Raw genomic sequence first — 18,522 nt, 5'->3', positions numbered from 1 at the left:
AACCGCAAACCTCATGTCTGAATCTTTCGCAGCCCTATTTGAAGAATCGCTACAACGCTCGGAAATGCGCACCGGTGAAGTCATCACCGCTGAAGTCGTCCGCATCGAGCACAGCTTCGTCGTTGTCAACGCTGGCCTCAAGTCCGAAGCCTACGTGCCAATCGAAGAATTCAAGAGCGACAAGGGCGAAATCGAAGTCCAAGTGGGCGACTTCGTGTCCGTGGCCATTGACTCCGTGGAAAACGGCTATGGTGACACCATCCTGTCCCGCGACAAGGCCAAGCGTCTGGCTTCCTGGATGAGCCTGGAAAAGGCCCTGGAATCCGGCGAATTTGTGACCGGCACCACCTCCGGCAAGGTCAAGGGCGGCCTGACCGTTCTGGTCAACGGCATCCGCGCATTCCTGCCCGGCTCGCTGGTCGACACACGTCCTACCAAGGACCTGTCTCCCTACGAAAACAAGACCCTGGAATTCAAGGTTATCAAGCTGGACCGCAAGCGCAACAACGTGGTGCTGAGCCGCCGCGCTGTGGTGGAAGCCTCCATGGGCGAAGAACGCGCCAAGCTGATGCACACCCTCAAAGAAGGTTCTGTGGTGCAAGGCGTGGTCAAGAACATCACCGAATACGGTGCGTTCGTGGACCTGGGCGGTATCGACGGTCTGCTGCACATCACCGACATGGCATGGCGCCGTGTCCGTCACCCCTCTGAAGTGGTGACTGCTGGTCAGGAAATCACCGCCAAGATCCTGAAGTTCGACACCGAAAAGAACCGCGTTTCCCTGGGTCTGAAGCAAATGGGCGACGATCCCTGGATGGGCGTGAACCGCCGTTACCCCCAAGGTACCCGCATGTTCGGCAAGATCACCAACATCGCCGACTACGGCGCGTTTGTGGAACTGGAACCCGGAATCGAAGGTCTGGTGCACGTGTCCGAAATGGACTGGACCAACAAGAACGTTGCACCTTCGAAGATCGTTGCCCTGGGTGACGAAGTCGAAGTCATGGTTCTGGAAATCGACGAAGACAAGCGTCGCATCTCCCTGGGCATGAAACAGTGCAAGGCCAACCCATGGCAAGAATTTGCCCAGAACACCAAGCGCGGCGACCGCGTGAAGGGCCCCATCAAGTCCATCACCGACTTCGGCGTGTTTGTGGGTCTGGCTGCCGGTATCGACGGCCTGGTGCACCTGTCCGATCTGTCCTGGAACGAGTCCGGCGAAACCGCTGTGCGCGAATTCAAGAAGGGCCAAGAAGTCGAGGCTTTGGTCCTGGCTGTGGACGTGGACCGCGAACGCATCTCCCTGGGTATCAAGCAACTGGACTCCGATCCTTTCACCACCTTCGTGTCGGTGAACGACAAGGGCCAGATCGTGACCGGCAAGGTCAAGACCGTGGACGCCAAGGGCGCTGAAATCGACCTGGGTGAAGACATCATCGGTTACCTGCGCGCTTCCGAAATCAGCCGCGACCGCGTTGAAGACGCTCGCAACGTGCTGAAAGAAGGCGACGAAGTGACCGCTGTGGTGGTGAACGTGGATCGCAAGACCCGCAACATCCAGTTGTCCATCAAGGCGAAAGACATGGCTGACCAAAACGAAGCCATGCAGAACCTGAGCCAGCAGTCTGCCCGCGAAAACGCCGGTACGACCAGCTTGGGCGCTTTGTTGCGCGCCAAACTCGACAACAACTCTTAATCAGTTGGGGACAGGCTCAAGGCCTGTCCCGCCAAACATCTGATATGTTGTTGACTTGAACGAACGATCGGCCTCCCTTGGGGTGCCGGTCGTTTTTTCTTAGCCTTTTCCCTGGATTGCCATGACCCGCTCCGACCTCGTTGAAGAACTGGCCAACCGTTTCAGCCAGCTGACCCACCGCGACGCCGAGTTCGCCGTGAAGGCCATCTTGGACGCAATGAACGACGCCCTGGTCCGTGGCCACCGCATTGAGATCCGTGGCTTTGGCAGCTTCTCCATCAACCGCCGCCCGCCCCGCATGGGCCGCAATCCGCGTAGCGGTGAGAGCGTGGCCATTCCCGAGAAACGCGTGCCCCACTTCAAGCCCGGCAAAGCCCTGCGTGAGGCTGTAGACCAGCGTACGGCGGAGCTCGAGTCCAAAGCAAATCCGTGAGTAGAATTCCTCGACACCGAGGAGATGAATGAAACAGCTCGTATGGCTCTTTAAGTGGCTACTTAAAGCAGCCATTTTTTTTACCCTGTTCGCCTTTGCCCTGAATAACCAGGGCGATGTGACCGTGCACTTTTTTTTTGGCACGCACTGGACCGCACCGCTGGTGCTGGTCGTGCTGGTGGCCTTTACGGCGGGTCTTCTGATCGGCGTTTTGGGCATGGTGCCGCGTTGGTGGCGCAACCGCCGTGCTGCCAGCCGCGCGCACCAGGCCGCAGCCACCGCGATTGCCAACGCCAACGCAGAATCCAACAAACCTCCGATGGCCCCACCGCATGGACTTTGACATCACCCTGATCCTCATGGGCCTGCCCGTGGCCTTTGTGCTGGGGTGGCTGGCTTCGCGCCTGGACCTGCGCCAGTTGCGCATGGAAAACCGCCAGGCGCCCAAGGCCTACTTCAAGGGCTTGAACTTCCTGCTGAATGAACAACAGGACCAGGCGATTGATGCGTTCATCGAGGCCGTACAAAACGACCCAGACACCTCGGAGCTGCACTTTGCGCTGGGCAATCTGTTTCGCCGCCGCGGCGAATACGAACGCGCCGTGCGCGTGCACGAGCACCTGCTGTCGCGCGGCGACCTGAGCCTGGACGATCGCCACCGCGCACAACACGCCTTGGCACTGGACTACCTCAAGGCCGGCCTCCTGGACCGTGCCGAAGACGCGCTGCTCAAGCTGGAAGGCACGCGCTTTGAAGCCCAGGCCCGCCTGGCCCTGCTGGCCAACTACGAACGCTCGCGTGACTGGGAGCAGGCTGCCTTGGTGGCACAAAAGCTCGAATCGAGCGACCAGGGCAGCTTCAAGGGGCGCCTGGCCCACTACCTGTGCGAACAGGCCGCTACGCTGCGGGCTGCTGGTGACACCGCGCAGGCCCAGTTCTTGTTGCACCAAGCCATTGCCACCGCTCCCGACGTGCCGCGGCCTCGCATGGACCTGGCCGACCTGCAAGCTGGCAACGGGCACGCAGCCCAAGCCTATGCCACGCTGACCGAGGCCATGCAAGCTGCGCCCGGCGCCGTGGCGCTGATCGCTCCGCTGCTGGCCCACCAAGCGGTGGCGGCGGGCCAAGGCGCAGCTGCATTGGCGCTGCTGAAAGACTGCTACAACCAAGTGGCCTCGCTGGACGTTCTGGACGCCATCGTGGTGCTGGAAGCCGCCAGCAGTGAGACCACGCCGACCGCGCGCGACTGGTACGCCCGCCATCTGGAAAAAGAACCCTCGCTGGTGGCTGCCGCCAAATGGATTGCGGGCGAAAAGCTGGAACGCGAAGCCTTTCACCCCCAGGTCCAGCGCGCGCTGGACCATGCGGTCAAACCCCTCACACGCTACCGCTGCGCGGCCTGCGGCTTTGAAGCCAAGGTGCACTTCTGGCAATGCCCGGGTTGCCAGGCCTGGGACAGCTATCCCGCGCGCCGTGTAGAAGAACTCTGAATCGCTATAACAAGACCATGACGATTTCCAAACTGACACTTTCAAAAGCCCGCGTGTTGGTCGTGGGCGATGTGATGCTGGACCGCTACTGGTACGGTGCTGTGGACCGCATCAGCCCCGAAGCCCCGGTGCCCGTGGTACGCGTCACACGCGAAGAAGAGCGCTGCGGGGGGGCTGCCAACGTGGCGTTCAATGCGGCCACGCTGGGTGCCCAAGCCTCCTTGCTGACCGTAGTGGGTGACGATGAAGCCAGCCACAAGCTCGAAGCGCTAGTGGCCACCACCGGCATCCGCACCCACTTTGGCCGCGACAGCGACCTCAAGACCACCGTCAAGCTGCGCGTCATTGGCCGCCAGCAGCAACTGATCCGCCTGGACTTTGAGAACACCCCCAACCATGAGATTCTGGCTGGCCAGACCGCCATCTTTGCCAACCTGCTGCCCGGGCACGACGCCATCCTCTTTTCCGACTACGGCAAGGGTGGCCTGGCCCATGTGAGCGACATGATTGCGCGCGCCCGTGCGGCTGACAAACCCATCCTGATCGATCCCAAGGGTAGCGACTACTCGCGCTACCAGCAGGCCAGCGTGATCACCCCCAACCGCGCGGAGCTGCAGCAGGTAATTGGCGCCTGGGCCAGCGAGGACGAGCTGCGCACCAAAGTACACAACCTGCGCACCCAGCTGCAATTGGACGCCGTACTGCTCACCCGCAGCGAGGAAGGCATGACGCTGTTCGATGCAACGGGCCAACTGCACGTGAGTGCGCAAGCGCGTGAGGTGTTCGATGTGACGGGTGCCGGCGACACGGTAATTGCCACCATGGCCGCGCTGGTAGGTGCAGGCCTGAGCCTGCGCGACGCCGTGCCCCTAGCCAATCGAGCGGGCGGCCTGGTGGTGGGTAAATTCGGCACCGCCACGGTGTCTTACGAGGAGCTATTTGCATGACACGCATCGTGGTCACCGGCGCGGCCGGTTTCATTGGCAGCAACATCGTTGCCGGGCTCAATGCCCGCGGCCTCACCGACATCATTGCGGTGGACGACCTCAAGCAAGGCGACAAATTCCGCAACCTGGCGGACCTGCAGATTGCCGACTATGTGGATGCCGACAGCTTCTACGACGACTTTGCGTCCGGCCACTATGGCCAGGTGGAAGCCGTGTTCCACGAAGGCGCCTGCAGCGACACCATGGAGCAGGACGGCAAGTACATGATGGCCAACAACTACACGCTGTCGTGGCACCTGTTCCAGGCCTGCCAGAAGCGCGGTGCGCGCCTGCTGTACGCCTCCAGCGCGGCCACCTATGGCGGCTCTGACACCTTCCGCGAGGAGCCCGCCTTCGAGGCGCCACTCAACGTTTACGGCTACTCCAAACTGCTGTTTGACCAGCGCATGCGCCGCGAGTGTGGCAACGACTTCCAGCGCACCAAGGCCGGCAAGACGCACCAGGTGGTGGGCTTTCGCTACTTCAACGTCTACGGCCCGCGCGAGCAGCACAAGGGCCGCATGGCCAGTGTGGCCTTTCACCAGTACCACCAGTTCAACGCCGAAGGCAAGGTCAAGCTGTTTGGTGAATACGGCGGCTACTCGCAAGGCGGCCAGATGCGCGACTTCGTGTTCATCGACGACGTGGTGGCCGTGAACCTCTGGTTCTTTGACCATCCCACGCAAAGCGGCATCTTCAACCTCGGCTCGGGCCGCGCCCAGCCCTTCAACGACGTGGCCAGCTCGGTGGTGAACGCCCTGCGCGGCCTGCGTGGCGAAGGTGCCCTGCCACTGGCCGATATCGCCGCCCAAGGCCTGGTGGAGTACATCCCCTTCCCCGATGCACTGCGCGGCAAGTACCAGTGCTACACCCAGGCCGACCTGACCGCCTTACGCGACACCGGCTGCGACCATGCGTTTGTGGACGTGCAAACCGGTGTGGGCAAGTATGTGCAATGGCTGGCCAACCGCAAGGCCTGAGACGCCATGGCCCACGCACGTACCCTGCCCCTGCTGGTTGCCAGCCTGCTGCTGAGTCTCTCCAGCTGGGCGCTGGAGGTAAATGACGCCACCGAGGCGCAGCTCGATGGTCTGCGCGGCCTTGGTCCGACCCAGACCGCACGCATTTTGCAGGCGCGCCAGAACGGCCCTTTTAAAAGCTGGGCGGACTTCATGGCGCGCGTCAAAGGCATCAAAACCTCCAGTGCCACCAAACTGTCGGCCCAGGGCCTGACAGTGGACGGCAGCTCCTTCCCCGCAGTCACCCCTTAAAGCGGCTCACGCATAGTTCATGAGGGCTAGCGGCCTATTGGGCATGGAACTCGGGTTTTCGTCGAGCTGAAACACCTGGACTGCGCTGCGCAAGTGCTGGGTTTCCTGGGCTAGGCTCAGGGCACCCGCGGCGGACTCCTCCACCATGGCTGCGTTCTGCTGGGTTGCCTGGTCAATCTGGTCCAGCGTCATTCGAAGCTGACCAATACCGGTGTGCTGCACCTCAGCGGCACTGCGGATGGTCTCTATGGCCTGCGACACCTGGCCCACGCTGCGCACAATGTCCTGCATGGTGCGCCCTGCGCTGGCCACCAGCACCGTCCCCTGCTCCACCGCCTCCACTGAGCGGCCAATGATGGCCTTGATCTCGCGCGCAGCCTCTGCCGAACGGCCTGCCAGGCCGCGTACCTCACTGGCCACCACCGCAAAACCACGGCCTTGGTCGCCCGCGCGGGCAGCCTCCACCGCGGCGTTCAGGGCCAGAATATTGGTCTGGAATGCAATGCCGTCAATGACCTGGATGATGTCGGCAATCTTGCGCGACGCGCCATTGATGTCCTGCATGGTTTGCACGACCTGGGCCACTACGGCACCGCCGCGCTCTGCCACCTGGTGGGCCGCCACCGCCGAATGCACGGCCTGCTGGGCAGATTCCGCGGTATGGCGCACTGCATCTGACAACTGGCCGACGGCCAGCGTGGTGCGCTGCAACGACACCGCGGCCTTCTCCGTGCGTTCCGACAGGTCGGTATTGGCCATGGCAATTTCATCGGTGTTGTTGCTCACCACCTCCACGCCTGCGCGCACCTGCGTCACCAGGCCAGCCAGTGCGGTGTGCATACGCCCCAGGTCGCGCTGCACCGCAGCCAACTCGTCGCGCCCCTGCACTTGCAGGGGCGCGCGCAAGTCTCCGTTGCCCCAAGCGTCGGCGGTGGTTTGCAACTGGGCGATGGGTCGCAGGATGGAGCGCACGATGGCCAGCACCAGCGCGGTGGCTAATACCGCCACCAACAGCGTGGCCACGCCCACCAGCCAGGGGGCCTGCGCACCGGTGGTCTCCAGCGCTTCGCGCCGCTGGGTAGCCCGGGCCGCAATAGAGGTCGTCAGGGCCAGCAAGGCCGCCTCGGCCTGCTGGATCTGCGCTTTGTGCGGCGCCATGGCCCGGTTGCCGGCCCAAGGATCATTGAGTTCGCCACGGGCCATTTGCCCCAGGATGGACTTGAAGCCCGCGGCATAGCGGTCCAGCGCCTGCAGCATGTCGGCCAACGCGACGGCATCTTCGGGTTGCGCCAGTGCTTGGGTACGGGCAATGGCTTCACGCGTGTGGGCCACCTCGGCGGACCACTGTGTGGTGAATCGCTCGGTTTCCTGCTCATCGCCCATGGTCAGAAAAATATCTTTTTCAACCCGCCGGACGTTGCCCAGCGCGGTGCGCACATCGCCCAGGGTTTGTACGGCTTCAAACTCGGCGTCGATGAAATCGGTCGCGCGCTGCGCCTCACGGGTGATGGTGAACGCCGCAAAGGAACCGACTAGCGCCAGAGCACCCACCGAGAACGCCAACAGCAACAACAACCGCGAACGAATTCGCCAATGCACCAACCACGCCATGGGAACCTCCTTGTGAGGCGCGATGGTCATGCATCGCTGTGACGCGGTTGTGACACGCCCCGCGCCGCCGGCTGCGTCAGGGTTTGTTCAGCCCATCCAGCAGCAGCAGCGATTAGACTGCGCCCCTGACCGATCCAGCACCGTTGCCTTGAAAGCCCCCTATGACCGCTCCCAGCACGATTCAGCTCATTGGCGCAGCCCTTTTTGCACTGGCTGTGTTGCATACGTTTTCGACCAAGTTTTTTGAGCACCTGGCCCACACCCACCCGGCCCATGCTGGGATCTGGCATCTGCTGGGCGAGGTGGAAGTTGTCTTCGGCTTCTGGGCCATGGTGATGATGACCTTCATGCTGGGCCTGGACGGCAAAGAGGCAGCCACCCACTACCTGGACACGCGCAATTTTGGAGAACCCCTGTTCGTGCTGGCCATCATGGTGGTAGCAGGCACACGGCCCATCCTACAGTGTGTGGAAGGCCTGGTGAAGTTGCTGGCCCGCTATCTGCCTCTTCCGCTGGGCATCGCCACTTACTTTGTGACACTAGCGCTGGTACCGCTCGCAGGTTCCCTGATCACCGAGCCGGCAGCCATGACCCTGGCCGCATTGATTTTGCGCGACACCCTGTTCTCCCAACCCATCTCCACCAAACTGAAATACGCGACGATTGGGGTGCTGTTTGTGAACGTCTCCATTGGTGGCACCCTGACCCCTTTTGCCGCCCCTCCCGTGCTCATGGTGGCTGGCAAGTGGAACTGGGACCTCTGGTTCATGCTGAGCCATATTGGCTGGAAAGCTGCAGTGGCGGTATCTGTGAATGCCGCCTGTGCCACTTTCTTTTTTCGCAAGGAGTTTGCCGGACTCCCGCCGGTACAAAGCAGTGCCGTCGCACCAGTACCGGCGTCCATCATCGCCGTCCACCTTGTGTTTCTGGCACTGATCGTGGTGTTCTCCCACCACACGGCTGTGTTTGTGGGTTTGCTGCTCTTTTTCATGGGCTTTGCCACCGCTTACCAGCGGCACCAGAACCCCTTGATCTTGCGTGAGGCGCTGATGGTGGCGTTCTTCCTCGGTGGCTTGGTGGTGCTGGGCGGCATGCAACAGTGGTGGCTGCAGGACGTTTTGATGGGCATGAACAGCGGCACGGTTTACGTGGGCGCGACACTGCTTACGGCCATCACCGACAACGCCGCACTGACCTACTTGGGTTCGCTGGTTGAAGGGCTCAGCGAGGACTTCAAATTGGCACTGGTCATGGGTGCCGTAACCGGCGGCGGACTCACCGTGATTGCCAATGCCCCCAACCCGGCTGGCGCCTCTATCTTGCGTGGCAAATTTGACGAAGCGGCCATCCATCCCTTGGGTTTGTTGTTTGCGGCGATTCCTCCCACGCTGGTTGCGGTAGTGGCATTTCGCCTGTTGTGATGACCTCAACACTAAGGGTAAACACCAAAGGTAAGCGTCAGGCTTATTTCAGCGACAAACGGTTACGCTCAGCGTTCATCGGCGCCGTCTTGCGCGTCTGATTTCGCACACTGCGCGCAGGCGCAGAACCTATAACAACCAGGAGCCATCATGCAGGCACTTCTCAAACTATCCAGAGCCGTCGACTGGCTCAATACCCAGATTGGCAAATACGTCATCTGGCTGATCTTGGCATCCACCGTGGTGAGCGGTGTGAATGCCGCCGTACGCAAAGCCTTCAACATCGGCTCCAACGCATTTCTGGAAATTCAGTGGTACCTCTTTGCGGCATCCTTCCTGATTGCGGCGGGCTACACCTTGCTCAATGGTGAGCACGTCAAGATTGACGTGATCTCCAGCAAGCTGTCCAAGCGCGCGCAAATCTGGGTGGACGTGATTGGTTTCACTTTTTTTCTTACACCCGTATGCATTGCCATCCTGTACTACGGCGTTCCCTTCTTCCTCAAAGGCCTGCAGTCGGGCGAAGTGTCCTCGAACGCAGGTGGCCTGATCCGCTGGCCGGTGTACGCCATGATCCCTTTGGGCTTCAGCTTGCTGCTGCTCCAGGGTTGGTCAGAGCTGATCAAACGTCTGGCTTTCCTGCAGGGTCTGATCGACGACCCTACCGCCAAGAAGATTGAAAAGACTGCAGAAGAAGAGTTGGCAGAGGCCATTCAGAAGCTCGCAGAAACCAAAAACAAAGCCGCCTGAACCGGGAGCCATTCCATGGAATTTTTTGCAACCAATTTGGCCCCGATCATGTTCGCGGGGCTCATTCTCTTTCTGCTCATGGGCTTCCCCGTGGCATTCAGCCTGGGGGCCTGTGGCCTGTTCTTCGGCTTCATCGGTGTAGAGATCGGTGTATTGCCACAGGCTTTGCTGCAAGCGCTTCCCTTGCGCCTGTTCGGCATCATGCAGAACGACACGCTGCTGGCCATCCCGTTCTTTACGCTGATGGGGCTCATACTTGAACGAAGCGGCATGGCCGAAGACTTGCTGGAAACCATCGGTCAGCTGTTTGGCCCCGTACGTGGAGGCTTGGCATTTGCGGTGATTTTTGTAGGTGCCCTGCTGGCAGCCACCACCGGAGTCGTTGCTGCTTCCGTCATCTCCATGGGTCTCATTTCGCTCCCCATCATGATGCGATACGGCTATGACCGGCGCATTGCATCGGGCGTGATTGCAGCGTCGGGAACGTTGGCCCAGATCATCCCCCCGTCGTTGGTGCTGATCATTCTGGCCGACCAACTGGGCCGCAGTGTGGGTGACATGTACAAGGGCGCCTTCATCCCTGGTTTCATGCTGACTGCCATGTACACCGGCTTCGTGATTTTGATCGCCATCTTCCGGCCCACATGGGTTCCTGCACTGCCACTGGAAGCACGCACCATTCGTGAGGACAACGGCAAGAGCGGCCTGTTGTCCCTGTTGATCCTCACCATTGTTTCCACAGCCGTTGCCGTGTACTTCGGCGAACACTACGCCAATGTCTACAGCTGGTTCAAAGGTGAGCTGGTGGAGAAAGTCGCTACTGACGAAACCATTGTGGTTTCGATGTGCTCAGGCGTAATGCTCGCCTTTGTCATCGCATTGATCAACAAAGTAACGGGCATGGGTCTGCTGTCCCGCATGGCAGAGCGCGTGACCTTTGTGCTGATTCCTCCGTTGCTGCTGATCTTCCTCGTGCTGGGCACGATCTTCCTGGGCATTGCGACGCCGACTGAAGGTGGCGCCATGGGTGCCCTGGGCGCCTTCATCATGGCCATTGCGCGCGGCCGCCTGAGCCTGGCGCTGCTGAAGCAAGCCCTGAATACGACCACCAAGCTGTCCTGCTTTGTGGTGTTCATCCTCATCGGTTCCACCATCTTTAGCTTGGTGTTCCAAGGTGTAGATGGACAGAAATGGGTAGAACACCTGCTGACCGGTTTGCCAGGCGGGCAGACCGGCTTCCTGATCGTGGTCAACATCCTGATCTTCTTCCTGGCCTTCTTCTTGGACTTCTTTGAACTGTCCTTCATCGTGGTGCCCTTGCTGGCACCCGTGGCAGAAAAACTGGGCGTTGACCTGATCTGGTTTGGTGTGCTGCTGGGCGTGAACATGCAGACCTCGTTCATGCACCCGCCTTTCGGCTTTGCACTGTTCTACCTGCGCAGCGTGGCACCCAACAAGGAGTACAAAGACCGCATCACCGGCAAGACCATTCAGCCCGTGACCACCATGCAGATCTACTGGGGTGCCGTGCCCTTCGTGCTGATTCAAATCATCATGGTGGCACTGATCATCTTCTTCCCGGGCATCGTTTCCAACGGCCTGGACAAAGCAGAAAAAGTGGATCTGGACCAGGTGCAAATGCAAATGGATGCGGACTCCAAAGCCGCAGAAGCCCCAGAAATGCCAGCAGCCGATGCAACGAAAGATGGTGCAGCAGCAGCCGGCGATGCCAAGCCTGCGGAGGACGATCCTCTCAAGGCCTTGCAGGACTCCCTGGACAAGGACGAGAAAAAGAAATAACCGGACTACGAACCACGCTGCTGCGTGGCGTGATCTCCAAAGCCCCGCTCTGCGGGGCTTTTTCGTTGGGGTCAGGCATCTATGTGCAGCGGATGTCTCTGGCCCAACTTCCTACGAGGCCCCAGGGCAAGGGCACTGACCCAATCGTCAGGAGCCCTGAGAGCAGCCGCGCCTGTGGCCCCTCTCTGTCCTTCCCATTGGGCCATGCTTGCGCGCAAACCAACAGTCGCCAACCGAGGACCAAAAAAAGCCCCGCAAAGCGGGGCTTTTTGTACAGGGCAAAAGCTGAGGATTACAGCTTTTGGCCTTGCATATAGGTGTCGAACTTGGCTTCCGTGAAACGGAACCACAGGTTCTGGTCCTTGCGGAATGCAGCGTAGTCCGCGTACACCTTCTTCCAGTTTTCGTTCTTGGCGCTGATTTCGTCATACAGGGCCATCGACTCTTTGAAGGCCAGGTCCAGGACGTCTTTGGGGAAGGGCAAGACCTTGGTCTTGGCACCCACCAGTTGCTTCAACGCATTGGGGTTCTTGGCATCGTACTTGGCCTGCATTTCTGTATGGGCAAATGCAGCTGCACATTCCACGATGGCCTTGTTTTCTGGCGACAGGCTGTCGAAGGCCTTGTTGTTGATGAAGAAGTCCAACTGGGGACCACCTTCCCACCAGCCTGGGTAGTAGTAGAACGGTGCCACCTTGTTGAAGCCCAGCTTCTGGTCATCGTAAGGTCCCACCCACTCGGCCGCATCGATCGTGCCTTTTTCCAGTGCTTGGTAGATTTCGCCGCCAGGAATGTTCTGGGGCACGCCACCCATGCGTTCGATCACTTTTCCAGCGAAGCCGCCCACACGGAACTTCAAGCCCTTGATGTCCTTGGCGGACTTGATTTCATTGCGGTACCAGCCACCCATCTGGGCGCCCGTGTTGCCGCCGGGGAAGTTCACGATGTTGTACTTGCCGTAGAACTCGCGCATCAGCTTCAGGCCATTGCCTTCGTACATCCAAGCTGTCATCTGGCGGCTGTTCAGGCCAAAGGGAATAGCGCAACCCAGGGCAAAGGTTTCGTCCTTGCCAAAGAAGTAGTAAGGCGCAGTGTGGGCCATTTCCACAGTACCGTTCTGCACTCCGTCCACCACGCCGAACGCGGGCATTAGTTCGCCAGCCGCATGGGTGGAGATTTCAAACTTGCCGCCCGACATTTCCTTCACTTTTTTGGCAAACGACTCGGCCGCGCCAAAGATGGTGTCCAGCGACTTGGGGAAGCTGGAAGCCAGGCGCCAGCGGATTGCGGCTTGCGCATGCACAGCAGGTGCTGCACCTGCGGCCAAGACGCCGGCAATGCCTGCGTTTTTGATGATTGAACGACGATCCATTCGGTGTACTCCGGTAATTGTGTTGTAACCATCTTGCGGCGAAGTGCTCCCTGCCGCAAGGACTGTAGTAGTCAAGCGCGATTGTAGGAACGCGATGCACCCCATTGGTGGGGGTTTTCCCTCGACGCGGGCCCGCTGGCGGACCGCTTTCAGGATTCTGCAAGCCAGCGCATGGCGCGCCGGCTTCTAGCTGACTTGTGGCTTACGCAGCGCGTGCGGCAGGTGCCAGCAATGCACCAAAACGCTGCGCAATCGAGGCCTGTATGCCCTTGGCATCCAAGCCTTGCAATTGCAGCAGATAGGCGGGGTCACCATGCTCAATGAATTCGTCCGCCAGCCCCAGCTGCAGCACCGGCAACTCCAGTCCCGCGGCCTGCAGGGCCTCCAGCACGGCACTGCCCGCACCGCCCATGGTGGCGCCCTCTTCCACGGTCACCAGTGCCTGGTGGCTGTTAGCCACTTGCAGCAGCAGAGCCGTGTCTAGCGGTTTGGCCCAACGCATATTCACCACCGTGGCACCCAGCGCTTCAGCCGCCACCAGCGCAGGCTGCAGCAGCGTGCCAAAGGCGAGGATGGCAATAGCCTTGCCCTGGCGGCGAATCTCTCCCTTGCCAAAGGGCAAGCCTTCCAAGGTGCCTTGCACCGCCACACCGGCACCGCTGCCGCGCGGGTAGCGCACGGCCACCGGGTGGTTCTGTGCAAACGCGGTGCTCAGCAGCTGGCGGCACTCAGCCTCGTCGGCCGGGCAAGCAATGCTCATGTTGGGAATGCAGCGCAGGAACGGGATGTCGTAGGCTCCAGCATGTGTGGCGCCGTCCGCACCCACCAAGCCGGCGCGGTCCAGCGCAAACACCACGGGCAGGTTTTGCAGCGCCACGTCGTGGATCAGCTGGTCATAGGCGCGCTGCAAAAAGGTGGAGTAGATCGCGACCACAGGCTTGAGTCCTTCGCAGGCCAGGCCACCCGCAAAGGTGACCGCATGCTGCTCGGCAATGCCCACATCGAAGTAGCGCGCCGGGAAGCGTTTTTCAAACTCCACCATGCCCGAGCCCTCGCGCATGGCCGGCGTGATGCCGACCAGGCGCCCGTCCGCTGCCGCCATGTCGCAGAGCCATTGGCCGAACACTTGGGTGAAGGTGGGCTTGGCCACCGCGGCGGACTTGACCAAGCCCACGGCCGGGTCGAACTTGCCGGGGCCATGGTAGGCCACGGGGTCGGCCTCGGCCAGCTTATAACCCTGGCCTTTTTTGGTCACCACATGTAAAAACTGCGGGCCCTTGAGCTGCTTGATGTTTTCCAGCGTGGGAATCAGCGAATCCAGGTCGTGGCCATCGATGGGGCCGATGTAGTTGAAGCCGAATTTCTCGAACAGCGTGGCCGGCACCACCATGCCCTTGGCCTGCTCTTCAATGCGCTTGGCCAGCGCAAACAGGGGCGGTGCGCCCTTGAGCACGCTCTTGCCCACGTTCTTGGCCGCGGCGTAAAACTGGCCGCTCATGAGCTGGGCCAGATAGCGGTTCAGCGCACCCACAGGCGGGCTGATGCTCATGTCGTTGTCATTCAGGATGACCAGCAGCTTGCAGTCTTCCACACCGGCATTGTTCAGCGCCTCAAAGGCCATGCCGGCGGTCAGCGCGCCATCACCAATCACGGCCACCGAATAGCGGTCTTCGCCCTTGATGCGGGCGGCCAGCGCCATGCCCAGTGCAGCCGAGATGGAGGTGCTGGAATGCGCGGTGCCGAAGGTGTCGTATTCGCTCTCGTCGCGGCGCGGGAAGCCGGAGAGGCCACCGAACTGGCGCAGGCTGTGCATGCGGTCGCGCCGGCCAGTCAGGATCTTGTGTGGGTAGGTTTGGTGGCCTACGTCCCAGACCACGCGGTCTTCGGGCGTGTTGAACACATAGTGCAACGCCACGGTGAGCTCCACCGTGCCCAGGTTGGAACTCAAGTGCCCGCCGGTCTTGGCCACACTGTTGAGCAGGTAGGTGCGCAACTCGTCCGCCAGGGTGCGCAGCTGCGCCCGCGGCAGCTGACGCAAGGCCGCGGGGTCGTCAATGGCGGAGAGCAAAGACGCGGGAGTCAGATCGGTAGAGGGCATTTGCTATCTTTTTAGAAGCTGCTTGCGCATATTTTTCGGGGGCTAGCGGCCTTTTTTACTCAATGTCTAGCTGGCGCGGTGCACCACCATGCCGGCCAGCGCTTGCAGGGCCCGGGTGTCGGCGAGACCACTGGCCTGCAGCGCATCCAGCGCCTGCTGCAGCAGCTGAGCGGCGTAGGCCCGGCTGGCTTCCAGCCCCATCAGCGAGACATAGGTGGGCTTGTCGTTGTCGGCATCTTTGCCCGCGGTCTTGCCCAGCGTGGCCGAGTCGGCCGTCACATCCAGAATATCGTCCACCACCTGGAAGGCCAGGCCAATGGCGGCACCGTAGGCCTCCAGGCCCTTGAGCGCCTGGGCCGAGGGCGCCGCGCAGTGCGCCCCCATGAGCACGCTGCCCTGCAGCAGTGCACCGGTCTTGAGCTGGTGCATTTCGCGCAGCTGGTTTTCTGTCAGCGGCAGGCCCACGCTGGCCAGATCGATGGCTTGGCCTCCGGCCATGCCCGCGCTCCCTGCGGCACGTGCCAGCAGGCCGCACAGGCGCGCCTGCGTGGTGCAGGGCACCGAGTCATCCTGTGGGGTCAAAAATTCAAACGCCAGGGCCTGCAGCGCGTCACCCGCCAGCAGAGCACTGGCCTCGCCAAACTGCACATGCACCGTGGGCTTGCCCCGGCGCAGCACGTCGTTGTCCATGCAGGGCATGTCGTCATGCACCAGGGAGTACGCATGGATCAGTTCCACCGCACAGGCCGCGCGCAGAGCGGCGGCCGGGCAGCCATGGCCTTCGGCGGCCACGGCTTCGTGGGCGGCCAGCACTAGCAGCGGGCGCAGGCGTTTGCCGCCATCCAGCACGGAATAGCGCATGGCCTCCACCAGCGCAGCCGGCGCGCCATGGTCCACGCCCTGGGGCGCGTCGGCCGTGATCCACGCTTCCAGCGCGCGTTCCACCTGGTTCAGGCGTTCGCGGCTCCAGCCGTCCAGGTCAAAGGCAGCCACGGGGTGGGGGGCAACAGCGGCGTGCATCAGGCTTTCCAGGGTTTCAGGGCGCCGTCGTCCAGCACCTTGATTTGTTCTTCCACGGCCTGCAGCTTGTCGCGGCAGAACTGCAGCAACGCCGCGCCGCGCTGGTAACCACTCAGTAACTGGTCCAACGGCATCTCGCCGGACTCCAAGCGGGCCACCAAGCTTTCGAGTTCCTGCATGGCCGCTTCGTAGCTGGCGGGCATCGCCGCGCTGCTGTCAGCAGCGGCGGTGGCAGAGGGGGGAGAGGAAGCACTGGCCTTGGGCATGGGAGACGTTCAAAAAGCAAACCGCGATTTTAGGCCCAAGCCCCGGTGCTTCGGCCTAGGCAAATGCCCCCAAGCAGGTACAATCGCCCGTCCCGCTTCCGGCATCCCGTTTCTGGGATGGACGGCTCCCATTCACCGCGCACCCTATGGCGCATCCCCCTGTGGGGAGTCTTTAGGTCAGGTCACCCATGTCTGATTTAAGTCTTCAACTGCAGCAGGCGCACAGCCAACTACCAGTTTCGAGCTACTTTGACCCGGCGCTCTACGCGCTTGAAATGCAAAGTATCTTTCAGCAAGGGCCCCGCTATGTGGGGCACTCCCTGAGCGTTCCCAACGTAGGGGACTACTACGCCCTGCCCCAGGAAAAAGAGGGGCGCGCGCTGGTGCGCAACGCAGGTGGCATCGAACTCATCTCCAACGTCTGCCGCCACCGCCAGGCCGTCATGCTCAAGGGCCGTGGCTCGCTGACGCACAACGCCCAGGGCAGCGCCAGCGGCAACATCGTCTGCCCGCTGCACCGCTGGACCTACAGCGGCGCCCACGCAGGCAGCCATGGCACACAAAGCGGCACGCTGATTGGAGCCCCCCACTTCGCGCAAGACCCCTGCCTGAACCTGAACAATTACAAGCTACAGGAATGGAATGGCCTACTGTTCGAGGCGAATGGCGTGGACGTGGCCACCCAACTGGCCAACATGGGCCCGCGGGCAGACCTGAGCTTTGAGGGCTATGTGCTGGACCGCGTGGAGATGCACGAGTGCAACTACAACTGGAAGACCTTCATCGAGGTCTATCTGGAGGACTACCACGTAGGGCCCTTCCATCCTGGATTGGGCCAGTTTGTGACGTGCGACGACCTGCGATGGGAATTCAAGGACAACTACTCGGTGCAAACCGTGGGCGTAGCCAACCGTTTGGGCAAGGCCGACGCGTCCGGGGGCTCCCCCGCCTACGAACGCTGGCAGAACGCCCTGCTGAACTACCGCAACGGCGTGCCACCCAAGTTCGGCGCCATCTGGCTGACCTACTACCCGCACATCATGGTCGAGTGGTACCCCCACGTGCTGACGGTGTCCACGCTGCACCCCATGGGCGTGAACAAGACCATGAACATGGTGGAGTTCTACTACCCAGAAGAAATTGCCGCGTTTGAGCGCGAGTTTGTCGAAGCCCAGCAGGCTGCCTACATGGAAACCTGCGTGGAAGACGACGAAATCGCCGAGCGCATGGACGCCGGCCGTGCGGCCCTGCTGGCACGCGGCGACAACGAAGTCGGCCCATACCAAAGCCCGATGGAAGACGGCATGCAGCACTTCCACGAGTGGTACCGCGGCAAGATGCAGCTTGCTATTGATTAAGTAGCTACCCGCGTATATTCCACGAGGGCTAGCGCCCTATTTGACTGGTAAACACCCATGCAGGCTTTGTGGATGGTTCTGGCTTCGTTCTGGTTCGCCTTGATGGCCGTGGGCATCAAGTTCGCCTCCAGCAGCTTTGGCACCTTTGAGCTGGTGTTTTACCGCGGCATCGTCAGCATCATCTTCATGGGCATCGTGGTGCGCGCCCGCGGCGCCACACTGCGCACCCCGGTACCCATGATGCACTTGTGGCGCAGCTTCATTGGCGTGGCCTCGCTGAGCTCCTGGTTCTACGCCATTGCGCACCTGCCCTTGGCCACGGCCATGACGCTGAACTACATGAGCGGCGTCTGGGTGGCAGCCTTTGTGGTGGGCGGCGCCCTACTCTACGGCAAAAACCAGCCCCAGGGTGCGCTACTGGGCACGGTGTTCATGGGCTTTGCGGGCGTGGTAATGACACTGCGCCCCACCATCGACCAGAACCAGCTGTTTGGTGGCGTCGTCGGTCTGCTCTCTGGCCTGGGTTCTGCGCTGGCCTATATGCAAGTCACCGCGCTGGGCAAGGTGGGCGAGCCTGAAGAGCGCACAGTGTTTTACTTCTCGGTCGGCAGTGCCGTGGTGGGCGCGGGGGGCATGCTATTTACCCACATCACGCCCTGGAGCGAGGTGGCCTGGCAAGACGCAGCCTGGGTCATTCCCATCGGCATCCTGGCCTCGTTGGGCCAATGGTGCATGACGCGCGCCTACCGCAAGGGCGCCACCTTGGTGGTCGCCAGCATGCAGTACTCTGGCATTGTGTTTGCCGTGGTCTTTAGCCTGGTGCTGTTTGGCGACCATATCGCCCCCATGGGCTGGGCTGGCATTGCGGTCATCGTGACCAGTGGCGTGCTGGCGACCATCTTGCGCTCACGGGCACTGCCGGATACGCCAGCAGAGGAGCATTGAGCCCT

17 protein-coding genes are annotated in these 18,522 nt (G+C 61.3%); 12 read left to right on the top strand and 5 right to left on the bottom strand.

Translation table 11 applies throughout. From position 1 onward, the window contains the following. The first annotated feature begins 13 nt into the window (after nucleotides 1-13). The 7 genes from rpsA to AC07OE_RS02680 all read left to right on the top strand — a co-directional run bounded on the left by rpsA (nucleotide 14) and on the right by AC07OE_RS02680 (nucleotide 5,876). Nucleotides 14-1,696, top strand: coding sequence for a 30S ribosomal protein S1 (rpsA, locus tag AC07OE_RS02710; protein ID WP_495069019.1), 1,683 nt, complete (start codon nucleotides 14-16; stop codon nucleotides 1,694-1,696). A 121-nt stretch (nucleotides 1,697-1,817) separates the two neighbouring features. Continuing rightward, nucleotides 1,818-2,129: an integration host factor subunit beta gene (locus AC07OE_RS02705; RefSeq protein ID WP_495069018.1), complete on the top strand. Its 312-nt coding sequence runs from the start codon at nucleotides 1,818-1,820 to the stop codon at nucleotides 2,127-2,129. 28 nt (nucleotides 2,130-2,157) lie between these two features. Beyond that, complete coding sequence (locus AC07OE_RS02700) at nucleotides 2,158-2,472, top strand: LapA family protein (RefSeq protein WP_495069017.1); 315 nt, start codon at nucleotides 2,158-2,160, stop codon at nucleotides 2,470-2,472. Further along, nucleotides 2,462-3,619, top strand: coding sequence for a lipopolysaccharide assembly protein LapB (gene lapB, locus AC07OE_RS02695; protein WP_495069016.1), 1,158 nt, complete (start codon nucleotides 2,462-2,464; stop codon nucleotides 3,617-3,619). The genes AC07OE_RS02700 and lapB overlap by 11 nt, the downstream gene beginning before the upstream one ends. A 17-nt stretch (nucleotides 3,620-3,636) precedes the next feature. Further along, nucleotides 3,637-4,566, top strand: a complete 930-nt coding sequence (gene rfaE1, locus AC07OE_RS02690) for a D-glycero-beta-D-manno-heptose-7-phosphate kinase (RefSeq protein ID WP_495069015.1) — start codon at nucleotides 3,637-3,639, stop codon at nucleotides 4,564-4,566. Continuing rightward, nucleotides 4,563-5,585 carry an ADP-glyceromanno-heptose 6-epimerase gene (gene rfaD, locus AC07OE_RS02685; protein ID WP_495069014.1) on the top strand — a complete coding sequence of 341 codons (1,023 nt, stop codon included), beginning with the start codon at nucleotides 4,563-4,565 and terminating at the stop codon, nucleotides 5,583-5,585. The genes rfaE1 and rfaD overlap by 4 nt, the downstream gene beginning before the upstream one ends. Nucleotides 5,586-5,591: 6 nt before the next feature. Then, on the top strand, nucleotides 5,592-5,876 hold the full coding sequence (locus AC07OE_RS02680) for a ComEA family DNA-binding protein (RefSeq protein WP_495069013.1): 285 nt from the start codon (nucleotides 5,592-5,594) through the stop codon (nucleotides 5,874-5,876). 6 nt (nucleotides 5,877-5,882) lie between these two features. Here the strand turns inward: AC07OE_RS02680 and AC07OE_RS02675 are convergent, their stop codons facing one another. Then, nucleotides 5,883-7,487 (bottom strand): methyl-accepting chemotaxis protein, encoded by a 1,605-nt coding sequence (locus AC07OE_RS02675; protein WP_495069012.1) that lies wholly within the window; start codon nucleotides 7,485-7,487, stop codon nucleotides 5,883-5,885. Nucleotides 7,488-7,648: 161 nt separating this feature from the next. Between AC07OE_RS02675 and AC07OE_RS02670 the strand changes: the two genes are divergently transcribed. From AC07OE_RS02670 to AC07OE_RS02660, 3 genes are all read left to right on the top strand, one after another. Beyond that, on the top strand, nucleotides 7,649-8,908 hold the full coding sequence (locus tag AC07OE_RS02670) for a putative Na+/H+ antiporter (RefSeq protein WP_495069011.1): 1,260 nt from the start codon (nucleotides 7,649-7,651) through the stop codon (nucleotides 8,906-8,908). Nucleotides 8,909-9,058: 150 nt separating this feature from the next. Continuing rightward, the gene (locus AC07OE_RS02665; protein ID WP_495069010.1) at nucleotides 9,059-9,658 is read left to right on the top strand and encodes a TRAP transporter small permease subunit; all 600 of its coding nucleotides are present in this window, start codon (nucleotides 9,059-9,061) and stop codon (nucleotides 9,656-9,658) included. Between the two features lie 15 nt (nucleotides 9,659-9,673). Then, nucleotides 9,674-11,458, top strand: a complete 1,785-nt coding sequence (locus AC07OE_RS02660; RefSeq protein WP_495069009.1) for a TRAP transporter large permease — start codon at nucleotides 9,674-9,676, stop codon at nucleotides 11,456-11,458. 292 nt (nucleotides 11,459-11,750) lie between these two features. Here the strand turns inward: AC07OE_RS02660 and AC07OE_RS02655 are convergent, their stop codons facing one another. From AC07OE_RS02655 to AC07OE_RS02640, 4 genes are all read right to left on the bottom strand, one after another. After that, nucleotides 11,751-12,830 carry a TRAP transporter substrate-binding protein gene (locus tag AC07OE_RS02655; protein WP_495069008.1) on the bottom strand — a complete coding sequence of 360 codons (1,080 nt, stop codon included), beginning with the start codon at nucleotides 12,828-12,830 and terminating at the stop codon, nucleotides 11,751-11,753. Between the two features lie 202 nt (nucleotides 12,831-13,032). Beyond that, nucleotides 13,033-14,928, bottom strand: coding sequence for a 1-deoxy-D-xylulose-5-phosphate synthase (dxs, locus tag AC07OE_RS02650; RefSeq protein WP_495069007.1), 1,896 nt, complete (start codon nucleotides 14,926-14,928; stop codon nucleotides 13,033-13,035). 66 nt (nucleotides 14,929-14,994) lie between these two features. Further along, entirely contained in the window at nucleotides 14,995-15,948 is a 954-nt protein-coding gene (locus AC07OE_RS02645; RefSeq protein WP_495069006.1) for a polyprenyl synthetase family protein, read from the bottom strand. Next, entirely contained in the window at nucleotides 15,948-16,214 is a 267-nt protein-coding gene (locus tag AC07OE_RS02640; RefSeq protein WP_495069005.1) for an exodeoxyribonuclease VII small subunit, read from the bottom strand. The genes AC07OE_RS02645 and AC07OE_RS02640 overlap by 1 nt, the downstream gene beginning before the upstream one ends. A 188-nt stretch (nucleotides 16,215-16,402) precedes the next feature. Between AC07OE_RS02640 and AC07OE_RS02635 the strand changes: the two genes are divergently transcribed. Both AC07OE_RS02635 and AC07OE_RS02630 read left to right on the top strand, forming a co-directional pair. Continuing rightward, nucleotides 16,403-17,572, top strand: coding sequence for an aromatic ring-hydroxylating oxygenase subunit alpha (locus tag AC07OE_RS02635; protein ID WP_495069004.1), 1,170 nt, complete (start codon nucleotides 16,403-16,405; stop codon nucleotides 17,570-17,572). Between the two features lie 57 nt (nucleotides 17,573-17,629). Next, nucleotides 17,630-18,517, top strand: coding sequence for a DMT family transporter (locus AC07OE_RS02630; RefSeq protein ID WP_495069003.1), 888 nt, complete (start codon nucleotides 17,630-17,632; stop codon nucleotides 18,515-18,517). Nucleotides 18,518-18,522 lie beyond the last annotated feature (5 nt).

The sequence above is a fragment of the Rhodoferax sp. GW821-FHT09E07 genome, assembly GCF_059416145.1.
The sequence above is the reverse complement of the archived record's forward strand: the minus strand, read 5'-3'. Positions and strand labels throughout refer to the sequence as shown.

Coding starts and splice junctions, on each gene's coding strand:
- dxs (WP_495069007.1), bottom strand. CDS start 14,928: ATGCCCTCTACCGATCTGACTCCCGCGTCTTTGCTCTCCGCCATTGAC.
- AC07OE_RS02635 (WP_495069004.1), top strand. CDS start 16,403: ATGTCTGATTTAAGTCTTCAACTGCAGCAGGCGCACAGCCAACTACCA.
- rfaD (WP_495069014.1), top strand. CDS start 4,563: ATGACACGCATCGTGGTCACCGGCGCGGCCGGTTTCATTGGCAGCAAC.
- lapB (WP_495069016.1), top strand. CDS start 2,462: ATGGACTTTGACATCACCCTGATCCTCATGGGCCTGCCCGTGGCCTTT.
- AC07OE_RS02665 (WP_495069010.1), top strand. CDS start 9,059: ATGCAGGCACTTCTCAAACTATCCAGAGCCGTCGACTGGCTCAATACC.
- AC07OE_RS02700 (WP_495069017.1), top strand. CDS start 2,158: ATGAAACAGCTCGTATGGCTCTTTAAGTGGCTACTTAAAGCAGCCATT.
- AC07OE_RS02640 (WP_495069005.1), bottom strand. CDS start 16,214: ATGCCCAAGGCCAGTGCTTCCTCTCCCCCCTCTGCCACCGCCGCTGCT.
- AC07OE_RS02680 (WP_495069013.1), top strand. CDS start 5,592: ATGGCCCACGCACGTACCCTGCCCCTGCTGGTTGCCAGCCTGCTGCTG.
- AC07OE_RS02670 (WP_495069011.1), top strand. CDS start 7,649: ATGACCGCTCCCAGCACGATTCAGCTCATTGGCGCAGCCCTTTTTGCA.
- AC07OE_RS02655 (WP_495069008.1), bottom strand. CDS start 12,830: ATGGATCGTCGTTCAATCATCAAAAACGCAGGCATTGCCGGCGTCTTG.
- rpsA (WP_495069019.1), top strand. CDS start 14: ATGTCTGAATCTTTCGCAGCCCTATTTGAAGAATCGCTACAACGCTCG.
- AC07OE_RS02660 (WP_495069009.1), top strand. CDS start 9,674: ATGGAATTTTTTGCAACCAATTTGGCCCCGATCATGTTCGCGGGGCTC.
- AC07OE_RS02630 (WP_495069003.1), top strand. CDS start 17,630: ATGCAGGCTTTGTGGATGGTTCTGGCTTCGTTCTGGTTCGCCTTGATG.
- AC07OE_RS02705 (WP_495069018.1), top strand. CDS start 1,818: ATGACCCGCTCCGACCTCGTTGAAGAACTGGCCAACCGTTTCAGCCAG.
- AC07OE_RS02675 (WP_495069012.1), bottom strand. CDS start 7,487: ATGGCGTGGTTGGTGCATTGGCGAATTCGTTCGCGGTTGTTGTTGCTG.
- AC07OE_RS02645 (WP_495069006.1), bottom strand. CDS start 15,948: ATGCACGCCGCTGTTGCCCCCCACCCCGTGGCTGCCTTTGACCTGGAC.
- rfaE1 (WP_495069015.1), top strand. CDS start 3,637: ATGACGATTTCCAAACTGACACTTTCAAAAGCCCGCGTGTTGGTCGTG.